Below are 22,331 nucleotides of genomic sequence, written 5' to 3'. Positions count from 1 at the left end.
GCCGCGTGCGACGTACCTAACCACTGAGAGGCAAATGTGGCGAACGACAGCATCAAGATCGGCGTGATTGGTGGGGGCCAGCTGGCTCGCATGATGGTTCCGCCCGCAATTCACCTCGGCCTGCGCATCAGCGTGCTCGCTGAAGCAGAGGGCATGAGCGCGGCTCGCGCAGCAGACGCTGTGGGTGACTACCGTGATCCCGAGACCGTGTACGCGTTTGCGGAGACCGTCGACGTGATTACGTTTGACCACGAGCATGTCCCCGGCGAGATTCTTCGCGAACTCGAGGCGCGCGGCAAGCAGGTACACCCGCGCCCAGATGCGCTGCAGTTCGCACAGGACAAGATCCTCATGCGCGAGAAGCTCGAAGAGCTTGGCGTTCCCGTCCCCGCGTGGGCGAAGGTTGCTGACGAGGCTGCGCTGCAGACCTTCATCGACGCACACGGTGGTCGCGCGGTCGTGAAGACCGCTCGTGGCGGCTATGACGGCAAGGGCGTCCGCGTCGTGAGCGAGGCCGTCGAGGTCAGTGACTGGTTCACCGCGCTCGCGGAAGACGCTCGTGGCGGCTTCCTGCTCGTTGAAGAGCTCGTTGACTTCGTACGTGAGCTGTCGCAGCTCGTGGCACGCCGTCCGAGCGGCGAGATCCGCACCTGGCCTGTCGTTGAGACGATCCAGCGTGACGGCGTCTGCGCAGAGGTGCTCGCACCCGCGCCCGTGCAGCACGCGTCGACGCTCGAGGAGGCCGCTGAGATCGGCCTCAAGGTCGCTGAGGGCACCGGCGTGACCGGTGTGCTTGCGGTCGAGATGTTCGAGACCCGCGACGGCCGCGTGCTCGTGAACGAGCTCGCGATGCGCCCGCACAACTCGGGCCACTTCTCGATCGAGGGTTCGGTCACGAGCCAGTTCGAGAACCACATTCGTGCGGTTGCTGACCTGCCCCTCGGTGACACCTCGATGTCGCTGCCCGCTGCCGTGATGGTCAACGTGCTCGGTGGCCCCGCTGAGGGCACCATGCTCGCGCGTTACCCGCAGGCGCTCGCGGAGCACCCTGCGGCAAAGATCCACAGCTACGATAAGCAGTCGCGTCCGGGCCGTAAGGTCGGCCACGTGACGGTGACGGGCGCGGATCTCGAGACGGTCCGCGCAGCGGCTCTCGCCGCGGCCGACGTCTTCGCGTAACCCGCTCCGCTCGGTATCGGGGTGCCGAGTGGTGGCACCCCGATACCGACACAACCCCGCGAGAGGTGACCAGTCTGCGTGACTGCCGCTTCTCGCGGGGTTGAGTGCTGTCTGGGGCCGCCTACTTGATCGGGGTTCCCGTTACCAAGAACTTCGCAGCGGCCTCTGCCTTGTCGCTGTATGCGAGCGAGCCATGCTGGTCGTTCTCGACGACCGCGATGCTCCCACCGAGGAGTTCGTGAGCGTGTTCGCCCCATGCCGGCGGAGTGACGGTTTCGCCGGAGTGCACGACGATCTGCAGGTTGTCGAACTTCTCGCCGCTGAGCTTCAGCGGCTGTGCCGCGAACGGCCAGCCGGCACACGCGGAAGTGCCTGGCAGGTCGCCGCTTACTGGGTGGGCCGCACGATCTTGCAGATCGGTGCCGAGGCGTTCCGAGCGCGCGACGTGGTCTTCCCACACAGCTTTGCCGTCGGTCGCGCCATACGCATTACACGTGATTGCAGTGCGCGTGCCGAAGTTCCCGGGGGAGTAAGTCTCTGCGGCAGCGAGCGTATCGTCCTTTGCTGCCGCGTCAGGATCGGCAGCTTCGTCCTCGTTGTACGGCTGCGGGTCTGGAGCGGCTGCAGTGGCTTCAGCTACGTCATCAAGCGTCTTGGTGATGTCCTGGCGCACATCCATCACGCTGTCGAGCAGCATCCGATCGACGCGGTCTGGGAACGTGTTGAGGTATTCAATGCCGAGTTCGGTGCCCCACGAGACACCGAAGTAGCTCACCCTCTCGGCTCCGAGACCCTCGCGTACGCGGTCAAGGTCACGCGCAATGTTTTGTGTGGTGAGTTGCTCGACATACTCCGAGTCGAGGTCGGCACAGCTCGTGTTGTGTTGTGCCGTGCGCTCTGCGTTGGCGAGAGCGATCGCCTCGGTGACATCGGCCTCGGCGTTTTCGTCGCTTTCTTCGTCCTGGCACATCACTGTGGTTGAGCCGCCGGTACCACGAGGATCAATACCGATGAGCGTCATATTCTCGGTGATGGCCTGCATCGGGGTGTTGGCGAGCACTGCTGGGAACGTCCTGCCTTCGATACCAGGTCCGCCGGGATTCGTGAAGACGTAGCCGGTGCTCTCGTTTTTGGGAGCGAGTTTGGTCACAGCGATGGTGAGCTGGCGACCCTTGGGATCGTCATAGTTCAGCGGGACAGACACCTCGCCGCACTGCAGGCGGTCTTCGAACCCGTCAGTCGGCGATGGCATCTCCATCATTTTGTAGAAGTCCGTGACCTGAGTGGTGAACGAGTCACACGAACCCCACGTGATCGCTGCTTCTGGTCGGGTCGTGGTGGGGGTAGCACAACTCGTGAGGGTGAGGGCGAGGGCTGAAGCACCCGCCAGAGATCCAATGATGTAACGCATGTTTCGATGAAACAGGACTGCGAATGTTCTGTCATCAGACAAGAGTGCCGAATCAGGCGCCCGACGTGGCACCCTCGGTGGAGTGCGTGCAACGGCAGTGTACGACTAGCGGTCTGCCCGTCGGAGCGTGCACCGTGCGCCGCCGAAGTCGATCGCGAGGACCTCATCGAGCAGGTATCGGACGTTGGGTTCGCAGTACGCGGTGCCCTGTGCAGTGATGAGTGCGGTGCCGTTCGTGGAGCCGAGGTCGGTCAGACAGATGCCGTCTTCGTTGTAATCGATGACGGCGTGCACGCGCGAAAGCAGCTTGTCGGGATCCGCCAAACGCAGCAACGCAGCCCGCGGGTACGCAGATCGAGGGTTCGGCTTGCGGCCCACGAGCGTGAGCGGGGCGAGCACGTACGTTTCGTCGGTATCGGTGGTGAGCAACCACGGAATCAACGGCGCCGGTCGATTCATCACGACCGTGGTGTCGTCAGCTTCGTCGCAGTCGGAGGCCGAGAGGAACGGGGAAGCTGGCGGCGGGCCGACGACCTGGCTGGTGACAGCCGGCGGAGTCTGGACCGGAGCGGGGACGGGCGCGGATCCTGTGCCTGTGCGATCAACCGCGTGTGACGGATGTACCTGGGGTGCATCTGGGAGCCGTGAGAGCTTCGCAAATCCGGGCACGATCTTCTCGGGGTGCAAGCCTGGCCCAACGGGCGTGGTCGGTGACTCGACTACGGCCGCACCAAAGGATGCCTTCGGCGCGACAGGCACGAGGGTCGCGTCCTGCTGGGGGGCACTCTCATGCTCTGTCATCTGCTTCGTCTCCGGGTTACGTTCCGCCGCTGCGCGGGGATGAGTGCCAAGCTCATTCAGCGCTTCCTGGCCGTCGATGTAGGCACTAAGCTTACTCGCTTTCTGTGAACGCGCGCACGCACGCAGTGCACGGGGGGCATCACTGGGTTCGCACGCGGATCTGGGACACGAACCGTGCGCGGATCAGTCGCGCCGATCAGCCCCAATATTGTTCAGCATCTCGCGGTGAGGTTTGGCATTTTTGACTAATTCATCAGACGCCACGGGTACGCTGTATACATGGCAGACAGCGCGGCAAAAAACGGCAATAAGAACAGCGAAAAATCCGGTCCACAGAACGAGCAGCACCGTCGACGTGCGCGTCGCGAGCAGAAGAGCTCAGCGGCGAAGCAGGTCGCACCGCTCGTCGGCATCATCATGGGCTCAGACTCTGACTACAACGTCATGTCTGAGGCAGTCCAGGTGCTGCGTGACTTCGAGGTTCCCTTCGAAGTTGAGGTCGTTTCGGCCCACCGTACCCCCGAAAAGATGGGTACCTATGCACGTGAGGCCGTTGGTCGCGGCCTGAAGGTGATTATTGCTGGCGCCGGCGGTGCGGCTCACCTTCCCGGCATGGTCGCCTCCATGACCACGCTCCCGGTCATCGGTGTGCCCGTCCCGCTCGCACGCCTTGACGGCATGGATTCGCTCCTGTCGATCGTGCAGATGCCGGGCGGCATCCCCGTAGCAACCGTCTCAATCGGTGGCGCGAAGAACGCCGGCCTGCTCGCAGTTCGCATCCTCGGTGCGAGCGATCCTGAGCTTTCCGCAACGCTTGACGAGTATGCTCGCGGCCTGAGCGAAATGGTTGAAGAGAAGAACCTTGCGCTCCAGGAGCGCGTGGCTTCCGAGGTCACCGAAAAGAAGTAACTGTCGCTGCGCCGCGTTGACAGACGGCAACGGGCCGGGTTCCTCACTGAGGAGCCCGGCCCGTTGCGTTGTCTCGGGGGTGCGTTGGATCCGCGCCCTGCCATCAGGAGATCAGGCTGGAACGTAGCTCGCGCGCCGGCGACCTAGATATCGGCGTGCGTCTGCCAGAGATGCCAGGCCGTGTTCTGCCACGAGAACGTGCGGCCGCGATCGCCTGCGAGCACGGTGAGGTGCTCGAGCGCATCGTTCGAGTTGGTGCAGAGGCGAGCGAATTCGGCCGCAAATTCCTCTGCGGTGGGGGCAGCGGATCCGGCCTCAAGCACGAGCTCCTCGGTCGCGTCGTGGCCCGAGTGCAGCACGGGGACGCCAGCGGTGAGCGCAGCGAGTACGGTGTAGCCAGAGCCGAGGAACGACTGCGGCTGCAGGAAGAGCGATGCGCCGCCGATGATCGCGCCAACGTAGGCGAGCTCGTCTTCAGTGTCGATCGAAACGACCGTCACGCGGTGAGCGAGATCAGCGGGAACCGCAACGCTGCCTGCTCGCGGAGCCTCGGGTGCTGCCGCTTCGTCAGTATCTGCTGACTTGGCCGGACGTGACTTCTCGGCGCCGGAGGACTTGGTGTACACCGCGGGATCAAGGCCCTCGAGCACGACAAGGTGCTCAGCCTCGGGGTGCGCACGCAGCGCATCGAACGCCCATGACAGGCGGCCGCGCTCATCAGCGCGTGCGGTCGTGACCGCGTAGCGCTCAGGAAGATCAAGCTGTGCGCGGAGCGTTGCCGCGTCAGGCCCTGCAACGAACTCGCGCGGGGCCGCAAACGGAACGACCTGGACGTTGAGGTCCGATCCGCACACCTCTGCGAGGGTGTTCGCGGTCGCGTAGGTCGTGGTGAGGATCACATCGGCGAACTTCGCCGCACGGCGAACGAAGGCGCGCAGGAGGCGTGCCTGGTTCGGGCTCATGAGCTCGGGCGCTTCCCACTGCAGCATGTGGGGGATCGTGATCGTCGACTGCGTACCGAAATCTTCCGCGCGAGCGCGCAGCGGAACCATCGGGGTCAGAGCGTGGAACAGCTCACCGTCGAGCGGGCGAGCGGTCGCACGCGACTGCCACAGCATAGGGAGCAGATTCTTACGCAGCGGCAGCTGCTCGGTGGCGATGCGTGCGGACGGGAACTCAGGGAGTGGGCTATCGCTCGCAGACAGGTAGCGGACGCTGCACGAGCGAGGCGCGTGAGCCGAGAGCGCAACGGTGAGATCGCGGGCAGCAAGACGCTGCACGGGAGCTTCCCAATCGGGGAACGGTTCTGCCACAACCGTAAGCCTCGCCATTTCGCCCCCTAATTGCTGAGTGTTCCTCTGGAATGCGCATGTTCGGCCTGAAGAACACGCGTATGCACATCCTATCTTTGAGCGAGGCGTAACTTGTGGTTTTCCCACAGCGAGTGGGGGAGTTCACTGGAATTTTTGAGTGATCCGCACGTGGAAACCAAGGTTCCCGAAGTACGCTGGTCACCATGCGTGTGTTATTGACCGGAGGGGCGGGCTACATCGGCTCGCACACTGCCCTGGTATTGCTCGAGCGTGGCCACGAGGTCATCGTCCTTGACGACTTCTCAAATAGCAGCCGCGAGGCTGTCCGTCGCGTGGAGGAATTGACCGGGAAGACCATCCCCGTCATCGAGGCTGATTTGGCGGATCGCGAGACCGCCACCGCGGCCCTCGCAGACGTGCAGTTCGACTCCGTCGTGCATTTCGCAGGGTTGAAGGCGGTCGGCGAGTCGGTCGCACAGCCGACCCGGTACTACCGCGTCAACCTTGACTCGACCCTCGTACTGCTCGACCTCATGCGCGAGCGCGGCGTCGACAAGCTCGTCTTCAGCTCTTCCGCAACCGTGTACGGCGACCCGGAATACGTTCCGCAGGACGAGGCGCACCCCGTCGGTGTTGGACTCACCAACCCGTATGGCTGGTCAAAGTTCATGAACGAACAGATCATTCGCGACACCCAGGTGGCGTGGCCAGAACTTGGCGCGGTGCTGCTGCGCTACTTCAACCCGGTCGGCGCGCATCCGTCCGGTCGAATTGGCGAGGATCCCGCAGGCATCCCAAACAACCTCATGCCGTTCATCGCGCAGGTTGCTGTCGGCAAGCGCGAACACCTCAGCGTCTTTGGTGACACCTACAACACTCCTGACGGCACCGGCGTCCGTGACTACATCCATGTGATGGACCTTGCAGAAGGCCACGTCGCAGCGCTTGAGCGAATCACCGCTGGCGTCGCCACCTACAACCTTGGCTCCGGCACCGGCTCGAGCGTGCTCGAGGTCGTGCGCGCGTTCGGTGAGGCAGCCGGCCGCGAGATTCCCTATGTCATCGCGCCAGCCCGTGACGGCGACGTCGCAGAGACCGTCGCGAACCCGTCGGCGGCAAACACCGAGCTCGAGTGGCAGACCACTCGCTCGCTCGCTGAGGCGTGCCGTGACTCGTGGGCGTGGCAGTCAGCCAACCCGCAGGGATACGGCGCATGAGCGCAACCCAGGTAGACCTCGAGCGCCCGCTGCGCTATCCCGACACGTCATCAGCTCCGCTCATGACGAAGCGGGCATTCTGGCTCATCGTGCTCGGATTCTTGCTCCCGGGTAGCGCACAGATGCTCGCGGGCAACAAGAAGCTCGGTCGCTTCGGCATTACCGTGACGATCATCATGTGGCTCGCGGCAATTGGCGCACTCGTTGGTGCGTTGAACGCGCGCGTCGCGACCCTGTCGTTGTTCACCAACAGCTTCTTCCTGCTCGGTCTGCAGGTCATTGTCGTGTTCGTAGCGATCATGTGGCTCATCATTGGGTTCGACACGCTCCGCATGGTGAAGCTCGTGCGGGTGAAGCCCAGCTGGCGGATCCCCATCGTCCTGCTCTCCGTCATCCTCACCGTCGTGCCGTCGGTCGGCGCAGCATGGGCGGCGAGCACCATCAACGCGGGACGTGAGGCTATTTCGTCGCTGTTCCGATCCGCGCCCCCGATTGATCCGATCGATGGTCGCTACAACATCATGTTGCTCGGTACCGATGCGGGCGCGGATCGCGAAGGACTGCGACCCGACAGTATTTCGCTCGTGAGTGTCGATGCAGAGACGGGTCAGTCCGTGATCATCGGTATTCCGCGCGATATGTACAACGTGCCGTTCCCCGAAAGCTCACCGCTGTACCAGGACTTCCCCAACGGCTTCGGTGTCGACTGGGGCTGCGATGTTGGCGACTGCAAGATCAACGCCGTATACGCGGAGGCCGAATACTTCTACGACGAGTCGCCGTACCCTGACGCTGAGGCCAATGGCTCGACCCCCGGCATCGAAGCGACGCGCGATGCTGTCGAGGGTGTGACCGGTCTGAAGCCGCAGTTCTACGTACTCCTCAACATGGACGCGTTCGAGCACATGATCGATGCGCTCGGCGGCGTCACCATCAACGTTGAGGAAGATCTCCCCATCGGCGGCGACGCAGATGGCAACGGCATCACCGACTGGGTGAAGGCTGGCGAGCGTAAGCTCAGCGGTTACGAAGCGCAGTGGTACGCCCGTTCGCGCTACGGCTCTGAGCGTGGTGACTGGGATCGTATGGACCGTCAGCGCAAGCTGCAGGCAGCGATCCTCGCGCAGATGAAGCCGCAGAACGTGTTGACCCGTTTCCAGGAAATTGCGGCGGCCGGTACTGAGCTCGTTGAGACTGACATCCCAGACTCGATGCTTGGCCCGTTCGTTGATCTCGCGGCGAAGGCGAGCAGTTTCCCGCCGGTCAACGTTGAGCTGACACCCCCGGCAGTTGATCCAGACAACCCAGACTTCGTCGAGATTCATGACCTCGTGCGCCAGGGCGTCGCTGCGGCGACACCTGTCGAAGAAGAGTAAAACGCGGCGCGTCTGAGCAGCAGACCGGGCAGGAAATGACATCGTGCAATTCCTGCCCGGTTTTGTGTTTCCTCGTAATCTTCAGCATGAAGTAGCGAGATTGGCGTATGCTGGGTTGGTTTGCCCACGCCGCTGAGAGCTGTGGGACCGTGTGCGGAACGTTCGCGCACGAGAACAGACAGGAAGGACGCGCACGTGAAAGTAGCAGCCGTGCTGGTCGCCTACAATCGCCGCGATCTGCTGCGTGAGGCCCTCGAAGGCCTAGCCGCACAGGAACGCCCAGTTGATCGACTCATTGTTGTCGATAATGCCTCCGACGACGGGTCGCCCGACGTCGCTGAAGCCATGCTCGAAAGCTGGGGCGAACGCGCCCGGCTGATCCGCCTCGACGCGAACACCGGCGGTGCCGGTGGCTTCGCGGTCGGCATCGCAGCAGCAGTGCTCGACGCCGAGGTGGATTGGGTATGGGTCATGGACGATGACACCGTCCCCGGCCCGCAGGCGCTCTCCGGCGCCCTCCGCGCCCACGAGCGATACCGCGCAACTGGCTCAGACAACCTCGCCGTCATGGGATCGCGCGTTGTCTGGACCGATGGTAACGACCATCCCATGAACACTCCGAAGGCAAAGATCGGTGCCGACCGCGAGGAGCGCCAGCGCGCCGCCGCGGCTGGTGCCATGGAGATCCGCTCGATCTCCTTCGTGTCTGCCTTCCTGCGCGCGGAACGCGTGCGTGAACTCGGCTTGCCGATCGCCGATTACTTCCTGTGGAACGACGACTTCGAGTTCTCTGCACGTCTGCTGCGCGATGCGCGCGGCCTGTACGTACCTGACTCCGTCGTCACGCACAAGACCGTCAAGCGCGGATCGAGCGACCAAGATCCTGGCCCCCGCTTCTTCTTCGAGGTGCGCAACAAGCTGTGGGTATTCCGCTGCAGCCGTGCGCTCACCCCGTGGGAAAACCTTATGTACACGGCCGCATCTGCGCGCCGCTGGTACCGCACGTTCAAGGCCTCCGACGATCGCGCCCAGCTGCGCGACTGCCTGAAGCGCGGCTGGAAGGAAGGCTGGGGAACCAACCCCCGCGCCACCCGTCTCGTCCTGCGTGATGTCGGCGTTCCCGTCGACGTACAGATTGAGGTTGATCGCCTCTCGAAGGTGGAACGGCGCCGCGGTCTTTCCAGGCTCGGTCTCTTCAAGCGCGCGGATCGGTAGGCTAAGCGGGTGACTGAAACCACCCCCACCGCCCCGTTCTCGCTGCTGCTTCCGGTGTACGCCGGTGACAACGCTGAGTTCCTGCGGCTCGCATACGTGAGCTCCGTCGACGATCAGACCCTGCGTCCGGCCGAGGCGGTCATCGTGCAGGACGGCCCTGTCGGCGCTGAGCTGGCCGGTGAATTGGTGCGGATCGAGCGCGATAGCGTCATTCCCGTACGCATCGTGCGCCTCGAGACAAACCAGGGCCTCACGGCTGGCTTGAACGCCGGCCTCGCGGCGTGCGCGCACCCCATCGTCGCGCGGATGGACGCTGACGATGTCTCTGACCCCGACCGCTTCGCGAAGCAGTGGCAGCTCATGGCACAGGGCTACGATCTCGTCGGCACCGGCATGGTCGAATTCGAAAGTGACCCCGACGTCGTCGCAGCGGTCCGAGTTCCGCCGGTTGGGGCCGACCGTATCCGCGCCCACGCAAAGACCCACAACCCGTTTAACCACCCCACGATGATGTACCGTCGTGAAGCTCTGGCTGCCGTTGGCGACTACCAGCCGTTCGGGAAGATGGAAGACTACTGGCTCGGCGTACGGCTGCTGCAGAACGGTGCGCGCTGCGAAAACATCGCTGAGCCGCTCCTGCGCTACCGCGTTGGCGCCGGTGCCTTTGGCCGTCGCGGCGGGTGGACCGAAGCGCGCACCGAATGGGCGCTCCAGCGTGAGCTCCTCCGCGTGGACTTCATCAGCCGCGGCGAATACGCGCGCAACGTGGTGGTGAAGGGCGTGTACCGCCTCATGCCGGCCTGGCTCAAGCGCGTGCTCTTCCGCCGCTTCGTCGGCAGCGGGCTGCCCGGCGATAAGGCGTAGCCCGCTGGGTCTGCCCCCGCCTGACTGTTAGGCGGAGCGTGAACCCGCCGGCCGGCTCAGCCTCGTAAAACGCAGCGACCGTCCCATGCGTGAAGCACGGGACGGTCGCTGCGTTAGTGACGGGAGCTTACGGGTTCGGGACGAACTCGATGCCGTTTGCGACGGTGAACTCTGCAGTGCCGTTCTGGAAAGGAAGCTCGCGGACACCAGCATCTCGGTACGAACCATGCGGTGCGCCTGCGAGGAAGCCCCAGGCGCCCTGAGGGCCGCCAGCCTGGCGGTACGCCTCGCTGAAGAAGCCGTTCACCAAACCATTCGCACCGGTGGTCTCGGAGTAGGTGATCACACCGCGGGCGAAATGCTGAACGTAGCCACCACCGTTTGCGGTGACGCGCTCCGCTGGCCCGGTGGGCATGCCCCAGCGCGCGGGATTGTCCGCGTAAAGGTCGTAGACAGATTCGTGAATCTCGAACGGCGACTTCAGATCGTCGAGTGATTCTGCGCGAACGTACTCAACAGCCTCATCGATCGGTCCGTCGAAGACCATCTTGCCGTGATCGAGCACGATGCCGCGCTCGCAGAGCTCTTTCACCTGGTTGGCGTTATGGCTGACGATGAACATCGTTTTACCGCTCGCCTGGAACTCTTTCATCTTCGCCGTGCACTTCTTCCGGAACTGTGCGTCACCAACGGAGAGGATCTCATCGACGAGGAGCACATCGAGTTCAGTGTGAACCGCAACCGAGAAACCAAGGCGCGAGTACATGCCCGACGAGTATCGCTTCACCTCTGCGTCGATGAACTCGCCAATCTCGGAGAACTCGAGGATCGAGTCGAAGCGCGCGTCAGTCTCTTCCTTTGACATACCGAGGATGGCAGCGTTCAGGTAGACGTTTTCGCGACCGGTGAGGTCAGGGTGGAAGCCAGCACCAACCTCGAGCAGGCCGGCAACGCGGCCGCGGGTGCGGATCCACCCAGAGTCGGGGCGCATCACGCCCGAGAGGAGTTTCAGCGTCGTCGACTTACCCGAGCCATTGCGGCCGAGGAGCGCGATCGACTGGCCCTCTGGCACCTCGAAGGAGAGGTGGTCGACGGCGTTGAACGACGACTTCAGGTTCTTGCGCTTGACCGCAGCAATCACCGTCTCCTTGAGAGAACTCGTGTGATTGATCTGGAACGTCTTCGTCACGTCGGTGAAGACGATTGCAGGCTTCGCCTGCTCCTGGTCGTTAGAGAGTCTGGGCAAACTTACCCTCCATTCGGCGGAAGACCAGCTGCCCAATGAGCAGGGTAACGAGCGAGAGTGCAATTGCGATGAGGATGTTCATCAGCATGTTTTCTGGGCGCGGAGAGTCGCCTGCCATGGGTCCCCAGAAAGCTTCATGGAACAGGGAGACCGCGGTGGTCATCGGGTTCGCCATGTAGAGGTGGTAAAGCCACTCTGGTGCGCGATCACGAATCATGGTCCATGAGTAAAGGACCGGGGAGACCCAGGTCGCAAACATCAAAATGAGATCGACGAAGTTACGCGAGTCACGATAGGCGACGTTGAGCGCGCCAAAGAACAGGCCAAGCCCGAGCGTAAAGATGATGATGATCAACACACCGAGCAGGAATGCACCTAGCCCGACAAAGCTGAAAGACCACCCGAAGAACAGCGTAACTGCGAGCAGCACAACGGCCTGCGGCAGGAAGTGGACGAGCGCGACGCCCATCGCGGCGACAGGGAACAACTCTCGCGGCATGAAGATCTTCTTCACGAGCGCCTTATTGTCCACAATCGAACTCGTGGTGTTTCGAAGGGCCTCGCTGAAGAGGTTGATCGCGACGATACCCGACACGAGGTACACCGGGAACAGCGGGATCCCCTTGTTCGTATCGAGAATAATCCCAAAGACCACGTAGTACATGACGAACTGTGCGAGTGGGCGAATATACGACCACACCCAGCCGAGGGCTGATCCGTAGTATCGCGTCGAAATGCCCTTTTTCAGCAACAGCTTCAGTAGATAGCGGTGCTTGAAGACATCGATGAGACCTTTGCTTGCTCCTGGTGTGGAGAAAGCCGGGTCGTTGATCACCGTGCTCTCAGTCATACGCTCGATCCTATCGTCTGCGTCTGTGATCACCTGTTGTGGTTCTGCAAAGCTCAAGAACGAACGGTAACCGGATGAGTGTTCTCGTGTGAACGCCAAGTGGTCACGGGCGCCTGCAGAGAGGCCAGTGATGCGGGAATGTCGCCGGTTAAGAAGAAATCTCCAACCGCGTACGCAGCCGCCAGCACCTCGATGGCAGCCGTGTCGTGTCCTGCGCGCTCCGCGCCAACGGAATTCACGCCAGCCAGGCGTGGGGGAGTGCCGTACACCTTCGCAAATGGGGGAACATCGCGCGTCACGGGCGTGCCCATTCCAATCATCGCACCGTCGGCGATGATGCGGCGCTGGTGCACGACCGCGTTCATGCCGATGTTCACGCGCGCGCCGATGATGCAGTGGCCACCGATCGAGACGCCAGCGGAGACCGTTGTCGCTTCACCAACGAGTACGTCATGGGCGACATACGCACGATTGAGAATCCAGCTGCCAGCGCCGATGGTGGTCTCGCGGTAGCTGCCCTGATGAATCACCGCAGCCTCACGAATGACCGCACCTGCGCCGATCCGCACACCCGCGTGCTGCAAATCGCCGTTCCACGCAGCGTTCTGTGGCAGGTTCGACATCTCGGGCGGTGCGCCGATCTGAGCGCCAGGGCCGATCCACACGTTGTCTTCCACCACGCACGGACCAAGGATGACGGCGCCTGGGCCAACGGTGACGTTGTCACCGAGCTCTACACCTTCGCCGATGAACGCCGCGGGGCTGATCTGGTTCGCCATTATGCTGCGGCGTCCGAGAGGCGGACGGTCTCGCCGGTCTTACCCGACTCGATCGAAGCCTCGACCACGCGCAGGGTTTCGAGGCCCTCGCGCAGGGTCACGGCGTCCTGTCGGACACCAAGAATTGCGTCACGGAACGCCTCATGCTCGCTCTTCAGCGGCTCGCGCTTTTCAAGGGCGAAGCGCGTGACGGTGCCTTCGCTGACGCCCCGGAACGCAGAGACTGCGTCCCATGAAGTTCCGACGGTGCCGTTCTCATAGTAGGTGAGGTCGGCGGTCAGCGTGTCAGCGACCATCGCGCCGCGCTCGCCAGTGACGATCGTGAGACGCTCCTTGAACGGGGTGAGCCAGTTCACCGCGTGGTTCACGATGATGCCGTTCTCGAGCTTGCCCGAGACGAGAATCATGTCTTCGTGCTCACGACCGCTCTGGTACGCGGTCTCAGCCGCGACGCGCTCGTACTTCGACTGTGCGAGCCAAGCAGTGAGATCGATGTCGTGGCTGCCGAGGTCCTTGGCAACGCCAACATCAGCGATACGCGCGGGGAAAGGGCCCTGGCGGCGCGTCTGAATCTGGTACACCTTGCCGAGATCACCGTTTGCGATGCGCTCGCGCAGGCTCAAGAGTGCAGGGTTGAAACGCTCGACGTGACCCACAGCGGCAACGAGGTTCTGCGCCTCGAACGCCTCCACGAGGCGGTGTGCTGCCTCGAGGTCGTGCGCCACAGGCTTTTCTACGAGGGTGTGCACGCCAGCCGCTGCGAGCTTCAGGCCGACTTCTTCGTGGAACTTCGTCGGAACGGCGACAATCGCCGCGTCAATACCTGCGCTGATGAGGCCCTCAACGGAGTCAAACATCGGGGTATCGCCAGCGACGCCGTGCGGGTCGCCCATCGCGTCTGCGACAGCAACGAGATCGATGCCGTCAGTCTCGCGGATTACGCGGGCGTGGTGACGTCCCATCATGCCGAGACCAATGAGGCCGTATCGAATGCTCAAGGTGTTGCTCCTTACCAAGGGTGTTGGTGTCCAGCGGCCCGGAGGTCGAGGTTACTTAGATTTTACCGTTGTAATGCTGAATTACGGGGTCGTATCGCAGCCGGTGACTTCGTACAGCACTGCGTCGCCCTCGCGGTCGAGCTCGGTAAACATGTCAGAGTCGTCGACATCGGTCACACCGATGAACGGCTCGGCGTCCGTGGTCTCCTTGAAGACATACCTGGTGCCGAAGTCGAGAATATAGCGGGCATCGAGTTCGTTGACGAGCTCACATGCACGGGGAGTGCCGTCCTTGAGCTCGGCCGTTAGCTCTGAGATGCGTGGGTCGTATGATCCGCCGGTGTGAGGCGTCAAGACGGGGAACCCACTCACCGCATAGGCGAGCGCGCCACCGTTCCAGGGGTTGTCAATGATGATCGCGTCGTCGGGCAGATGCTGATCGAGACGCTCCAAGATCGCGCGTTCATCCTCGTCCAGCAGGGGTGCGCTATCGACCTTTGCCTGGTACGAGTCCTTGACGAACGCGATGCCTGCGTGGGTACCAGCGCCCTGCGTCGCTGCGAGCAGGAAGAGCGCGGCAAGGGTCGCGATGAACGCGCGGATCCGCTGGGGGTTCGACGTGAGTCGCGCCCACCGGATGCCGCCGCCGCGGAGCATGCTCCAGGCATAGCTCGCGCCGAGGACGAAGAGCGGGAACAGCCCCATCCATGCCAGCGCGGCGATACGCCAAGGAGTGTTGTACCAGGGGTTCAGGAAGAGCGATCGCCAGGCCGAAGGCGGGAACGCATCCGAAATGTAGTAGAGGACGAAGAAGACCAGGCCTGAGAGGAGAAGCCAGCGGCTCTTCTTCCAACGGAACACCGCAATACAGCCGATGATCACAAGAATGAGGAGCGGCCAGGAGTGACCAGGCGTGTGCGGTGTCATGCCGAGCGCCTCGAGGAGACCGCGGCGAGGTCCATAGTTGCCGCCCCACGGCGCATCGGAGGTGCGGCCGACAATCCAAGCGCCCGCCATTACTACGGCAAGACCGGGGAGGGCGAGCCAAGCGACGATCTTTCGCAGGGGTGCGGGCACAGTGCTCGGAACCAGTTCCCCAGTCGTGTTGAGCACTGGCTGCGCACGAAGCGCACGAACAACCAGGTAGACCGTGGGAGCGATGAGCCAGACGAGTACCGAGTGCATACCGTTCGGGTGCGCGAGGACCACTGCACCGAAGCTGCCAAGTGCGAGAAGTACTGCCGAGCAGACGGAGTTTGCATCGCTGCGTCGTGCCTGCGCGATGCCGAACAGCTGCATGAAGCCGACGAGGCAGTAAGGGATGAGCGCGATCGACAGCAGATTCGGGTACAGGATGCCGTAGCCAGTCAGCCCCAAGGGGTAGACCGGAATCGCGACGGAGAGGATTCCCGAGATGATCGTGACTCGGGCGCTCGGGCCAGCGACGGCACGGCCGAAGCCGACCATGCCGACCGTCCAGATGACGGCAACCGTGGTGAAGAGCGCTGCATTCGTTGCGAGCGGGATCGAGACACCGGTCAGCTGCACGATAAGTGCAACCGTCGCGTGCCAGAGCGTCGGATAGAAGACCGATGCGCCCGGCGCTGAGAGGTCCATCGCGAGCGGAGATGAATTTCCGGTGTCGAGAATCTGTCTCACCGCGTTGAGGTGGAAATTCACGTCGTACGTCTGCGAAATCGCGTCGGGGGTTTTCATCGCAACGGCGACCGACAGCGCGATCACGAGACCGCCAATCGCAGCTGATGCGACCGGGAGTAGGAAGCCGTGACGTCGATTCGGCGATGCCGGGACGCGGATCGCAACGAAGCGGCGCAGTGCCACAATAATCAGCGTCAGGACAACGGAGAGTCCGAACGGCAGGAGCAATGACCACCCGAGGCCAACGAAGGGGCCAGCGAGCGAGGTCAGTGCGATGACAGCAAACGCGGCTGGCACAGCAATGAGTGCGTACGAGAAGCCGCGCGCGCGCAGTGCCCACGCAATCGGACCGCCGAGCACCACAATCATCGCGATGAGTGCGGCCACGGGAAGGGCCATGCCAAGCCAAGCAATCATTTAGTCGGCCGCCTCAGTTCGGTCGTCAAGCTTTTCGTTGATCCGCGCGTCCATGAGCGCAACTGAGCGCGCGAGATCGGTCACGCGCGCATCGGTACGGGCCTTGGCGCGGATCGTTGCAACGGCAAACACCAACACCATGATGATGAAGCCGTACAGCAACAGGTCAGTACCGCGACCGATTCCGAAGAAGTGCGCGATCGCGGTGAGGGTGTTCGGGAAGATAATCGCGAGGATCGCCGCGACAACAAACAGCAGCGCGAGAATGCGCTTGAGTGCGAGCGCGTGTGCGCCAGGAAGCACCTTCAGTGCATACGCCGCGGCTGCGAGGACCGCTGCAATCAGCAGAAACTGGAAAATAAACATGATCAGCTCGCTATCGAATGAAGAGGTCGATGAGGATGTTGACCGAATTCAGCAGCGACTGGCCCTTGGCGCGCGAGTAATCGGTGTAAATAACTTCGACCGGGTGCTCCACATAGGGCAGGCCGGCTTTGCCAAGCTGCACGACAATTTCGGTGCCGTGCGCCATGCGGTCCTGACGGAGCTTGACCTTGCGCAGCGCATCGGCGCGGATCACGCGCAGGCCATTGTGTGCGTCAGTGAGGCGCGTGCGCGTACTCCAGTTGGTGACGGTGACCGCGGTCTTCAGTACCACCTTCTTGAGGAAGCCTGGCTTCGTGCGGTCGTCCAGGAAGCGTGAGCCGAAGACGATAGCGATGTTCTCATCGCGGGCACGCTGCAGCATGGCCTGTGCATCGATGACCCGATGCTGGCCGTCTGCGTCAAACGTGACGACATATTCCGCGCCACGCTCGAGCGCGTACTCAAAGCCGGTTTGCAGGGCGGCACCCTGGCCAAGGTTGATCGGGTGACGCACGATCCGCGCCCCTGCCTCGCGGGCAATTTCGCCGCAACCGTCGCGTGAACCGTCATCAATGCAGACGACATTCGAGAACGCCGGAAGGAGCTCGCGAATGACATCTCCGATGACCTGAGCTTCGTTATAAAGGGGGATGACTACCCAGGTATCCGCTTCTGCGGTTGCGTGGGCACGAGAATCTCCTGAGGTCATACCCACCATTCTGACAGATAAGGGGTGAAAGACCCGTGACTTGACGCGGGAAGGGCGCTTGAACGCTGGTGTCTGAACAGCTATCGTGTGTCAGTACGAGTCTCAACTTCAGGTAGAAGGTTGGTCTATATGCCGAACCGCACCGTTAGCCGCAAGCCAGAAAGGCAGCGGAAGCGCTGGCTTGGCCTGCTCACGGCGATAATCGCGGTTGCGGTTGGCGCGAGTCCGCTCGTTGGTTCGCTCCCCGCGCAGGCCGCGAGTGTGAGTGACGGCTTCGACGCCGGCAACATCATCTCGGACGACATCTTCTATAACGGTTCTGCAATGTCTGCGGCAGACGTGCAGTCGTTCCTGAACCGCCAGGTATCGCGCTGCATCATCGGTGATAGTGGCTACAAGCCTGGCGCACTGTCCCCGAGCGGCACGGGTAACCGCATCGCGAGTGCGTGCCTGAAAGACTTCAAGATGACGACTCAGAGTCGTCCAGCTGACGCGTACTGCAAAGCGTACGCTGGCGCGAAAGACGAGACCGCGGCGCAGATCATTGCCAAGGTCGGCAAGGCGTGCGGCATCAGTCAGCGCGTCATCCTCATCATGCTCGAGAAGGAACAGAGCCTCGTCACTGACACCTGGCCGGTGACTCGCCAGTACAACTACGCCATGGGCATGGACTGCCCAGACAGTGGCCCAGGCAACTCGGCAAACTGTGACGCCTCTGGTGCTGGCTTCTTCATGCAGGTCATGCGCGGCACCCGTCAGCTCCAGGTCTACCGCCTGAACCCGAACTCGTTTAACTACAAGCCGTACCAGACTCACAAGATTCAGTGGCATCCGAACGCTGGCTGCGGCACCTCAAACGTGTACATCGAGAACCAGGCGACCTCGGCGCTGTACATCTACACCCCGTACCGCCCGAACCAGGCCGCGTTGAACGCCGGTTGGGGCACCGGTAACAGCTGCTCTACCTACGGCAACCGAAATTTCTATAACTTCTACAAGTCGTGGTTCGGGTCGGTGAACGGCATTGCTGTGAACGGCAAGATCAAGACGTTCTGGAACAACAATGGTGGCACGACCGGCATTTATGGCGCACCTCGTGCGGTAGCCAAGAAGGTCACTGCCAATGGCGGCGGTGAGTACCAGGAGTTTACAAACGGAGTCATCTTCGTCGACGGTAAGAGCGGCGCGGTCACGTCGATGACCAACGGTGCGTTCCTGACGAACTACCGGAACGCTGGCTTTGTCGAAGGCAAGTGGGGTCTCCCGCTCGCGAAGGCTGCGTGTGGTCTTGCCGATGGTGGGTGCACCATGAAGATGACCAACGGCACGGTCGCGTACTCGGCAAAGACCGGTTCGCAGCTCATCCCGACCGCGCTTGTTGCCAAGTGGGATCAGTTCGGTGGCGCTTCGAGCAAGTACGGTTACCCGACAGCTGCGGCGCAGTACACCGACTCGAAGGACGGCTTCATTCAGCAGTTCCAGCACTTCTTGCTGACCTGGAACTCGAAGACCGGAGCGCTGGTGTTCCAGCCATCGCTCGTTGCCCCGTGGCAGAAGCTCGGTGGCCTCAAGCTCGGCATCGGAGTTCCCACAGCGGGAATGACGAAGATCACCGCAAACGGCGGTGGCTCAGTGCTTGAATTCACGAACGGCACCATGTACACCTCGCCGAAGGGTTCCTTCGCGATGCAGAACGGCGCATTCCGTGACGCATACGTGAAGGCAAACGGTCCCGCTGGAAGCTGGGGCTGGCCCACTGGCAAGGCTACCTGTGGCCTCGCAGATAGCGGTTGCCAGATGCCGTTCCAGAACGGTGTGACCCTGTGGTCGAGTAAGACTGGCGCGGCGCTCGTTTCCCAAGCGACGTACGACGCGTGGAAGGCAAACAACGGCGCAATCGGTTACCCGACCAAGGCAGAGGTGAAGATCACCGCAAATGGTGGTGGCACCTCGCAGGAATTCTCAAAGGGCACGCTGTGGACGTCAAAGCATGGCACCTTCGCGATTGAAAACAGCGCCCTGAACGCTGCATACGTGAAGGCAGGTGGCCCGGGCGGAGCACTCGGCTGGCCGACCGCGAATGCGAGCTGCGGCCTCGTCGGTGGCGGCTGCCAGGCCACGTTCCAAAACGGCACTGCACTGTGGTCCTCGGCGACCGGAATTGTGCTCGTTTCGCCTGACACCCTTGCAACTTGGAACGCTGTCAAGGGCAAGATTGGCTACCCGAAGCAGGCAGCAACCAAGGTAACGGCGAACGGTGGCGGCACCGTACAGGAATTCTCGAAGGGCACCGTGTGGTCGTCGAAGGCTGGCACGTTTGCCATCGAGACCGGCGGCCTGCGTACCGCATACGTTGACGCTGGCGGACCAGCAAGTAGCTTCGGCTGGCCAGCAGGGAACGCAGAGTGCGGTCTCACCGGTGGTGGTTGCCAGGTGAAGTTCATCGCGGGTACGGCGATGTGGTCGTCGGCGACCGGTATTGTGATCGTCTCGGACGACACGCTCGCAGCATGGAAGACCGCAAAGGGAGCCGTCGGTTACCCGAAGAAGGCCGCAACCAGCATCGCTGAAAACGGCGGCGGTACGGTGCAAGAGTTCTCGAAGGGCACCGTGTGGTCTTCGCCCGCTGGTACCTTCGCGTTCGAGAATGGCTCCGTGCGCACCGCGTATGTCAAGGCCGGCGGCCCGAAGAGCTCCTTCGGCTGGCCGACCGGTGTTCCAGGCTGTGGCCTGACCGGCGGCGGTTGCCAGGCGCCGTTCCAGAATGGCACTGGCATGTGGTCGTCGAAGACTGGCCTGGTGCTCGTCCCGGATGCAGCGTTCACGACGTGGAAGAGCCTGAAGGGTTCACTCGGTTACCCGTCGAAGCCAGCAACAGTGGTTGCCGACTCGACGAAGAACGGTGGCGGCACGATCCAGGAGTTTGCCAAGGGCACGATCTGGTCGTCCGAGCACGGTTCGTTTGGCATGGAGTTCGGTGCGTTCCGCACGGGCTACATGAAGGCCGGCGGTCCGACTGGTTCGTGGGGTTGGCCTGCGGGTAAGGCGGGCTGTGGCCTGACCGGTGGTGGCTGCCAGATGCCGTTCCAGAATGGCATCGGCATGTGGTCCTCGAAGACCGGTATGGTGCTCGTCTCAGACGATTCGTACCAGATGTGGAAGACCGTCAAGGGTTCGATCGGCTACCCAACGAAGGTTCCCAAGCAGGTCGGCGCGAATTCGAAGAACGGTGCTGGCGAGGTCCAGGAGTTCACCAAGGGAACAGTCTGGACGTCGGAGCGCGGTTCGTTCGCGATGGAGTTCGGCGCGTTCCGTACTGGCTACCTGAACGCTGGCGGTCCGACTGGTTCGTGGGGGTGGCCCGCGGGCAAGGCCACCTGTGGCCTGATCGGCGGCGGCTGCCAGATGCCGTTCCAGAACGGCAAGGGCATGTGGTCATCGGGAACCGGTATGGTGCTTGTCTCCGATGCATCCTTCGACATGTGGAACACCGTCAAGGGTTCGATTGGCTACCCGACGAAGGTGCCGACGAAGATCGGTGCGAATTCGAAGAACGGCGCTGGTGAGGTGCAGGAGTTCACGAAGGGCACGGTCTGGACCTCGGAAGCCGGTTCGTTTGCGATGGAGTTCGGTGCGTTCCGCACTGGTTACCTGAATGCTGGTGGCCCAACGGGTGCTTGGGGCTGGCCGAAGGCGAAGGCGACGTGTGGTCTCGCTGGCGGCGCCTGCACCATGCAATTCCAAAATGGTGAGGTGTATTACAAGGCAGGTAAATTCACACTTCGGTAGGATTGGACTGAACATTCGTCCCAGTTCCTGAGGCGTGCAATCAACCTGTGGGGGAAACCCCGCGATGAAGGGTGTCAAAATGTCATCGCTCGAAGCGTTCATTCCTCCGGCGAAGCCGATCATTGGTGATCTTGAGCGTGAGTATGTCGATCGCGTGCTGCGATCTGGCATGATCGCGCAGGGTCCCGAGGTGAAAGCTTTCGAGGATGAGTTTGCTGCCCACTTCGTGCAGAACCGCGAGACCGTTGCAGTGAACTCGGGCACGAGCGGCCAGCACCTTGGCCTCCTCGCTGCTGGTGTTGGCCCCGGTGACGAGGTCATCGTGCCCTCGTTCACCTTCGCTGCCACCGGCAACTCGGTTGCGCTGACCGGTGCGACCCCGGTCTTCGCTGACATCGAGCTCGACACCTTCACGCTCGATCCTGAGTCGGTGCGCGCTGCGATCACGCCGAACACCAAAGCGATCATGCCGGTGCACCTGTACGGTCACCCCTTCATGGTCGACGAGATCGAGGCAATCGCAGGGGAGCACGGCCTCGACATCTATGAGGACGCAGCGCAGGCACATGGCGCATCGTGGAACGGCCGCCCGGTTGGCACGATCGGCAAGTTCGCGATGTTCAGCCTCTACCCGACGAAGAACATGACCGCCGGCGAGGGCGGCATGGTCACCTGCGCTGATGCCGACACCGCACGCAATGTGCGCCTGTACCGCAACCAGGGCATGGAGACCCAGTACGCGAACGAGGTCGTCGGTTTCAACGCACGCATGACCGATGTGCACGCAGCAATCGGACGTGCGCAGCTCACCAAGGTTGATGGCTGGACCGCGCAGCGCCAGCAGAACGCTGCCTTCCTGAACGCAGGGTTCGCGGATCTCGACGGCGTCACCACCCCGGTCGTCCGCGACGGTGCTGTGCACGTGTACCACCAGTACACGATCCGCGTTGACGCGGCCGAGCGCGACCGTCTGCGCGATGCGCTAAAGGAAGAGCACAACATCGGCACGGGTGTGTACTACCCGATCCCGAATCATCGCCTCCCCTCGCTTGCCAAGTTCGCGCCGGGCCTCGAGCTGCCCACGACCGAGCAGGCTGCGCGCGAGGTTATCTCGCTGCCCGTTCACCCCTCGCTGTCGCAGAACGATCTTGAGCGGATCGTCGCAGGCGTGACCGCTGTTATCAACGCAGGCGCCTAACCGCCTGCGAGCCGCCCGGCCCAATTCGAGGAGAA

18 protein-coding genes are annotated in these 22,331 nt (G+C 62.5%); 8 read left to right on the top strand and 10 right to left on the bottom strand.

Annotated features, from left to right (window positions below):
• The first annotated feature begins 36 nt into the window (after nucleotides 1–36).
• A complete protein-coding gene (locus ICM05_RS03220) occupies nucleotides 37–1,179 on the top strand; it encodes a 5-(carboxyamino)imidazole ribonucleotide synthase (RefSeq protein WP_353055803.1) in 1,143 nt (380 codons plus the stop codon).
• A gap of 121 nt (nucleotides 1,180–1,300) precedes the next feature.
• Here ICM05_RS03220 and ICM05_RS03215 read toward each other — a convergent pair whose 3' ends face one another.
• Nucleotides 1,301–2,590: an alpha/beta hydrolase gene (locus ICM05_RS03215; RefSeq protein WP_188023137.1), complete on the bottom strand. Its 1,290-nt coding sequence runs from the start codon at nucleotides 2,588–2,590 to the stop codon at nucleotides 1,301–1,303.
• Nucleotides 2,591–2,695: 105 nt separating this feature from the next.
• Nucleotides 2,696–3,391, bottom strand: a complete 696-nt coding sequence (locus tag ICM05_RS03210) for an FHA domain-containing protein (protein ID WP_188023136.1) — start codon at nucleotides 3,389–3,391, stop codon at nucleotides 2,696–2,698.
• 417 nt (nucleotides 3,392–3,808) lie between these two features.
• Here ICM05_RS03210 and purE point away from each other — a divergent pair, with 417 nt between their 5' ends.
• Nucleotides 3,809–4,300 (top strand): 5-(carboxyamino)imidazole ribonucleotide mutase, encoded by a 492-nt coding sequence (gene purE / locus ICM05_RS03205; RefSeq protein ID WP_188023188.1) that lies wholly within the window; start codon nucleotides 3,809–3,811, stop codon nucleotides 4,298–4,300.
• A gap of 143 nt (nucleotides 4,301–4,443) precedes the next feature.
• Here the strand turns inward: purE and ICM05_RS03200 are convergent, their stop codons facing one another.
• Nucleotides 4,444–5,631 (bottom strand): mannosyltransferase, encoded by a 1,188-nt coding sequence (locus tag ICM05_RS03200; RefSeq protein ID WP_188023135.1) that lies wholly within the window; start codon nucleotides 5,629–5,631, stop codon nucleotides 4,444–4,446.
• 185 nt (nucleotides 5,632–5,816) lie between these two features.
• Here ICM05_RS03200 and galE point away from each other — a divergent pair, with 185 nt between their 5' ends.
• The 4 genes from galE to ICM05_RS03180 all read left to right on the top strand — a co-directional run bounded on the left by galE (nucleotide 5,817) and on the right by ICM05_RS03180 (nucleotide 10,285).
• The gene (galE, locus tag ICM05_RS03195) at nucleotides 5,817–6,830 is read left to right on the top strand and encodes a UDP-glucose 4-epimerase GalE (RefSeq protein WP_188023134.1); all 1,014 of its coding nucleotides are present in this window, start codon (nucleotides 5,817–5,819) and stop codon (nucleotides 6,828–6,830) included.
• The gene (locus ICM05_RS03190) at nucleotides 6,827–8,206 is read left to right on the top strand and encodes an LCP family protein (RefSeq protein ID WP_188023133.1); all 1,380 of its coding nucleotides are present in this window, start codon (nucleotides 6,827–6,829) and stop codon (nucleotides 8,204–8,206) included. The genes galE and ICM05_RS03190 overlap by 4 nt, the downstream gene beginning before the upstream one ends.
• A 195-nt stretch (nucleotides 8,207–8,401) precedes the next feature.
• On the top strand, nucleotides 8,402–9,421 hold the full coding sequence (locus ICM05_RS03185) for a glycosyltransferase (RefSeq protein WP_188023132.1): 1,020 nt from the start codon (nucleotides 8,402–8,404) through the stop codon (nucleotides 9,419–9,421).
• A gap of 9 nt (nucleotides 9,422–9,430) precedes the next feature.
• Nucleotides 9,431–10,285 (top strand): glycosyltransferase, encoded by an 855-nt coding sequence (locus ICM05_RS03180; protein WP_188023131.1) that lies wholly within the window; start codon nucleotides 9,431–9,433, stop codon nucleotides 10,283–10,285.
• 127 nt (nucleotides 10,286–10,412) lie between these two features.
• On the opposite strand, the gene ICM05_RS03175 is transcribed toward ICM05_RS03180, so the two are convergent.
• The 7 genes from ICM05_RS03175 to ICM05_RS03145 all read right to left on the bottom strand — a co-directional run bounded on the left by ICM05_RS03175 (nucleotide 10,413) and on the right by ICM05_RS03145 (nucleotide 17,309).
• Nucleotides 10,413–11,531: an ATP-binding cassette domain-containing protein gene (locus tag ICM05_RS03175; RefSeq protein WP_188023130.1), complete on the bottom strand. Its 1,119-nt coding sequence runs from the start codon at nucleotides 11,529–11,531 to the stop codon at nucleotides 10,413–10,415.
• A complete protein-coding gene (locus ICM05_RS03170; protein ID WP_188023129.1) occupies nucleotides 11,515–12,381 on the bottom strand; it encodes an ABC transporter permease in 867 nt (288 codons plus the stop codon). The genes ICM05_RS03175 and ICM05_RS03170 overlap by 17 nt, the downstream gene beginning before the upstream one ends.
• Nucleotides 12,382–12,434: 53 nt before the next feature.
• Nucleotides 12,435–13,160 (bottom strand): acyl-ACP--UDP-N- acetylglucosamine O-acyltransferase, encoded by a 726-nt coding sequence (locus tag ICM05_RS03165; RefSeq protein WP_188023128.1) that lies wholly within the window; start codon nucleotides 13,158–13,160, stop codon nucleotides 12,435–12,437.
• Nucleotides 13,160–14,158, bottom strand: coding sequence for a Gfo/Idh/MocA family protein (locus ICM05_RS03160; RefSeq protein WP_188023127.1), 999 nt, complete (start codon nucleotides 14,156–14,158; stop codon nucleotides 13,160–13,162). The genes ICM05_RS03165 and ICM05_RS03160 overlap by 1 nt, the downstream gene beginning before the upstream one ends.
• Before the next feature lie 81 nt (nucleotides 14,159–14,239).
• Nucleotides 14,240–16,234 (bottom strand): DUF6541 family protein, encoded by a 1,995-nt coding sequence (locus tag ICM05_RS03155; RefSeq protein WP_188023126.1) that lies wholly within the window; start codon nucleotides 16,232–16,234, stop codon nucleotides 14,240–14,242.
• Entirely contained in the window at nucleotides 16,235–16,600 is a 366-nt protein-coding gene (locus ICM05_RS03150) for a DUF2304 domain-containing protein (RefSeq protein ID WP_188023125.1), read from the bottom strand.
• A 10-nt stretch (nucleotides 16,601–16,610) separates the two neighbouring features.
• Nucleotides 16,611–17,309 carry a glycosyltransferase family 2 protein gene (locus tag ICM05_RS03145; protein WP_188023124.1) on the bottom strand — a complete coding sequence of 233 codons (699 nt, stop codon included), beginning with the start codon at nucleotides 17,307–17,309 and terminating at the stop codon, nucleotides 16,611–16,613.
• A 129-nt stretch (nucleotides 17,310–17,438) separates the two neighbouring features.
• Between ICM05_RS03145 and ICM05_RS03140 the strand changes: the two genes are divergently transcribed.
• Nucleotides 17,439–21,098 carry an LGFP repeat-containing protein gene (locus tag ICM05_RS03140; RefSeq protein ID WP_188023123.1) on the top strand — a complete coding sequence of 1,220 codons (3,660 nt, stop codon included), beginning with the start codon at nucleotides 17,439–17,441 and terminating at the stop codon, nucleotides 21,096–21,098.
• Between the two features lie 79 nt (nucleotides 21,099–21,177).
• Nucleotides 21,178–22,296 (top strand): DegT/DnrJ/EryC1/StrS aminotransferase family protein, encoded by a 1,119-nt coding sequence (locus ICM05_RS03135; RefSeq protein ID WP_188023122.1) that lies wholly within the window; start codon nucleotides 21,178–21,180, stop codon nucleotides 22,294–22,296.
• Nucleotides 22,297–22,331: the final 35 nt, after the last annotated feature.

Source organism: Leucobacter sp. cx-42 (assembly GCF_014529985.1).
Lineage (GTDB): Bacteria > Actinomycetota > Actinomycetes > Actinomycetales > Microbacteriaceae > Leucobacter.
This window is presented reverse-complemented; position numbering and strand designations above follow the sequence as displayed.

Bases quoted from the DNA above. Each gene is read 5' to 3' on its own strand.
- ICM05_RS03215 (WP_188023137.1), bottom strand. From the start codon at position 2,590: ATGCGTTACATCATTGGATCTCTGGCGGGTGCTTCAGCCCTCGCCCTC.
- ICM05_RS03210 (WP_188023136.1), bottom strand. From the start codon at position 3,391: ATGACAGAGCATGAGAGTGCCCCCCAGCAGGACGCGACCCTCGTGCCT.
- purE (WP_188023188.1), top strand. From the start codon at position 3,809: ATGGGCTCAGACTCTGACTACAACGTCATGTCTGAGGCAGTCCAGGTG.
- ICM05_RS03200 (WP_188023135.1), bottom strand. From the start codon at position 5,631: ATGGCGAGGCTTACGGTTGTGGCAGAACCGTTCCCCGATTGGGAAGCT.
- galE (WP_188023134.1), top strand. From the start codon at position 5,817: ATGCGTGTGTTATTGACCGGAGGGGCGGGCTACATCGGCTCGCACACT.
- ICM05_RS03190 (WP_188023133.1), top strand. From the start codon at position 6,827: ATGAGCGCAACCCAGGTAGACCTCGAGCGCCCGCTGCGCTATCCCGAC.
- ICM05_RS03170 (WP_188023129.1), bottom strand. From the start codon at position 12,381: ATGACTGAGAGCACGGTGATCAACGACCCGGCTTTCTCCACACCAGGA.
- ICM05_RS03165 (WP_188023128.1), bottom strand. From the start codon at position 13,160: ATGGCGAACCAGATCAGCCCCGCGGCGTTCATCGGCGAAGGTGTAGAG.
- ICM05_RS03155 (WP_188023126.1), bottom strand. From the start codon at position 16,234: ATGATTGCTTGGCTTGGCATGGCCCTTCCCGTGGCCGCACTCATCGCG.
- ICM05_RS03150 (WP_188023125.1), bottom strand. From the start codon at position 16,600: ATGTTTATTTTCCAGTTTCTGCTGATTGCAGCGGTCCTCGCAGCCGCG.
- ICM05_RS03145 (WP_188023124.1), bottom strand. From the start codon at position 17,309: ATGACCTCAGGAGATTCTCGTGCCCACGCAACCGCAGAAGCGGATACC.
- ICM05_RS03140 (WP_188023123.1), top strand. From the start codon at position 17,439: ATGCCGAACCGCACCGTTAGCCGCAAGCCAGAAAGGCAGCGGAAGCGC.
- ICM05_RS03135 (WP_188023122.1), top strand. From the start codon at position 21,178: ATGTCATCGCTCGAAGCGTTCATTCCTCCGGCGAAGCCGATCATTGGT.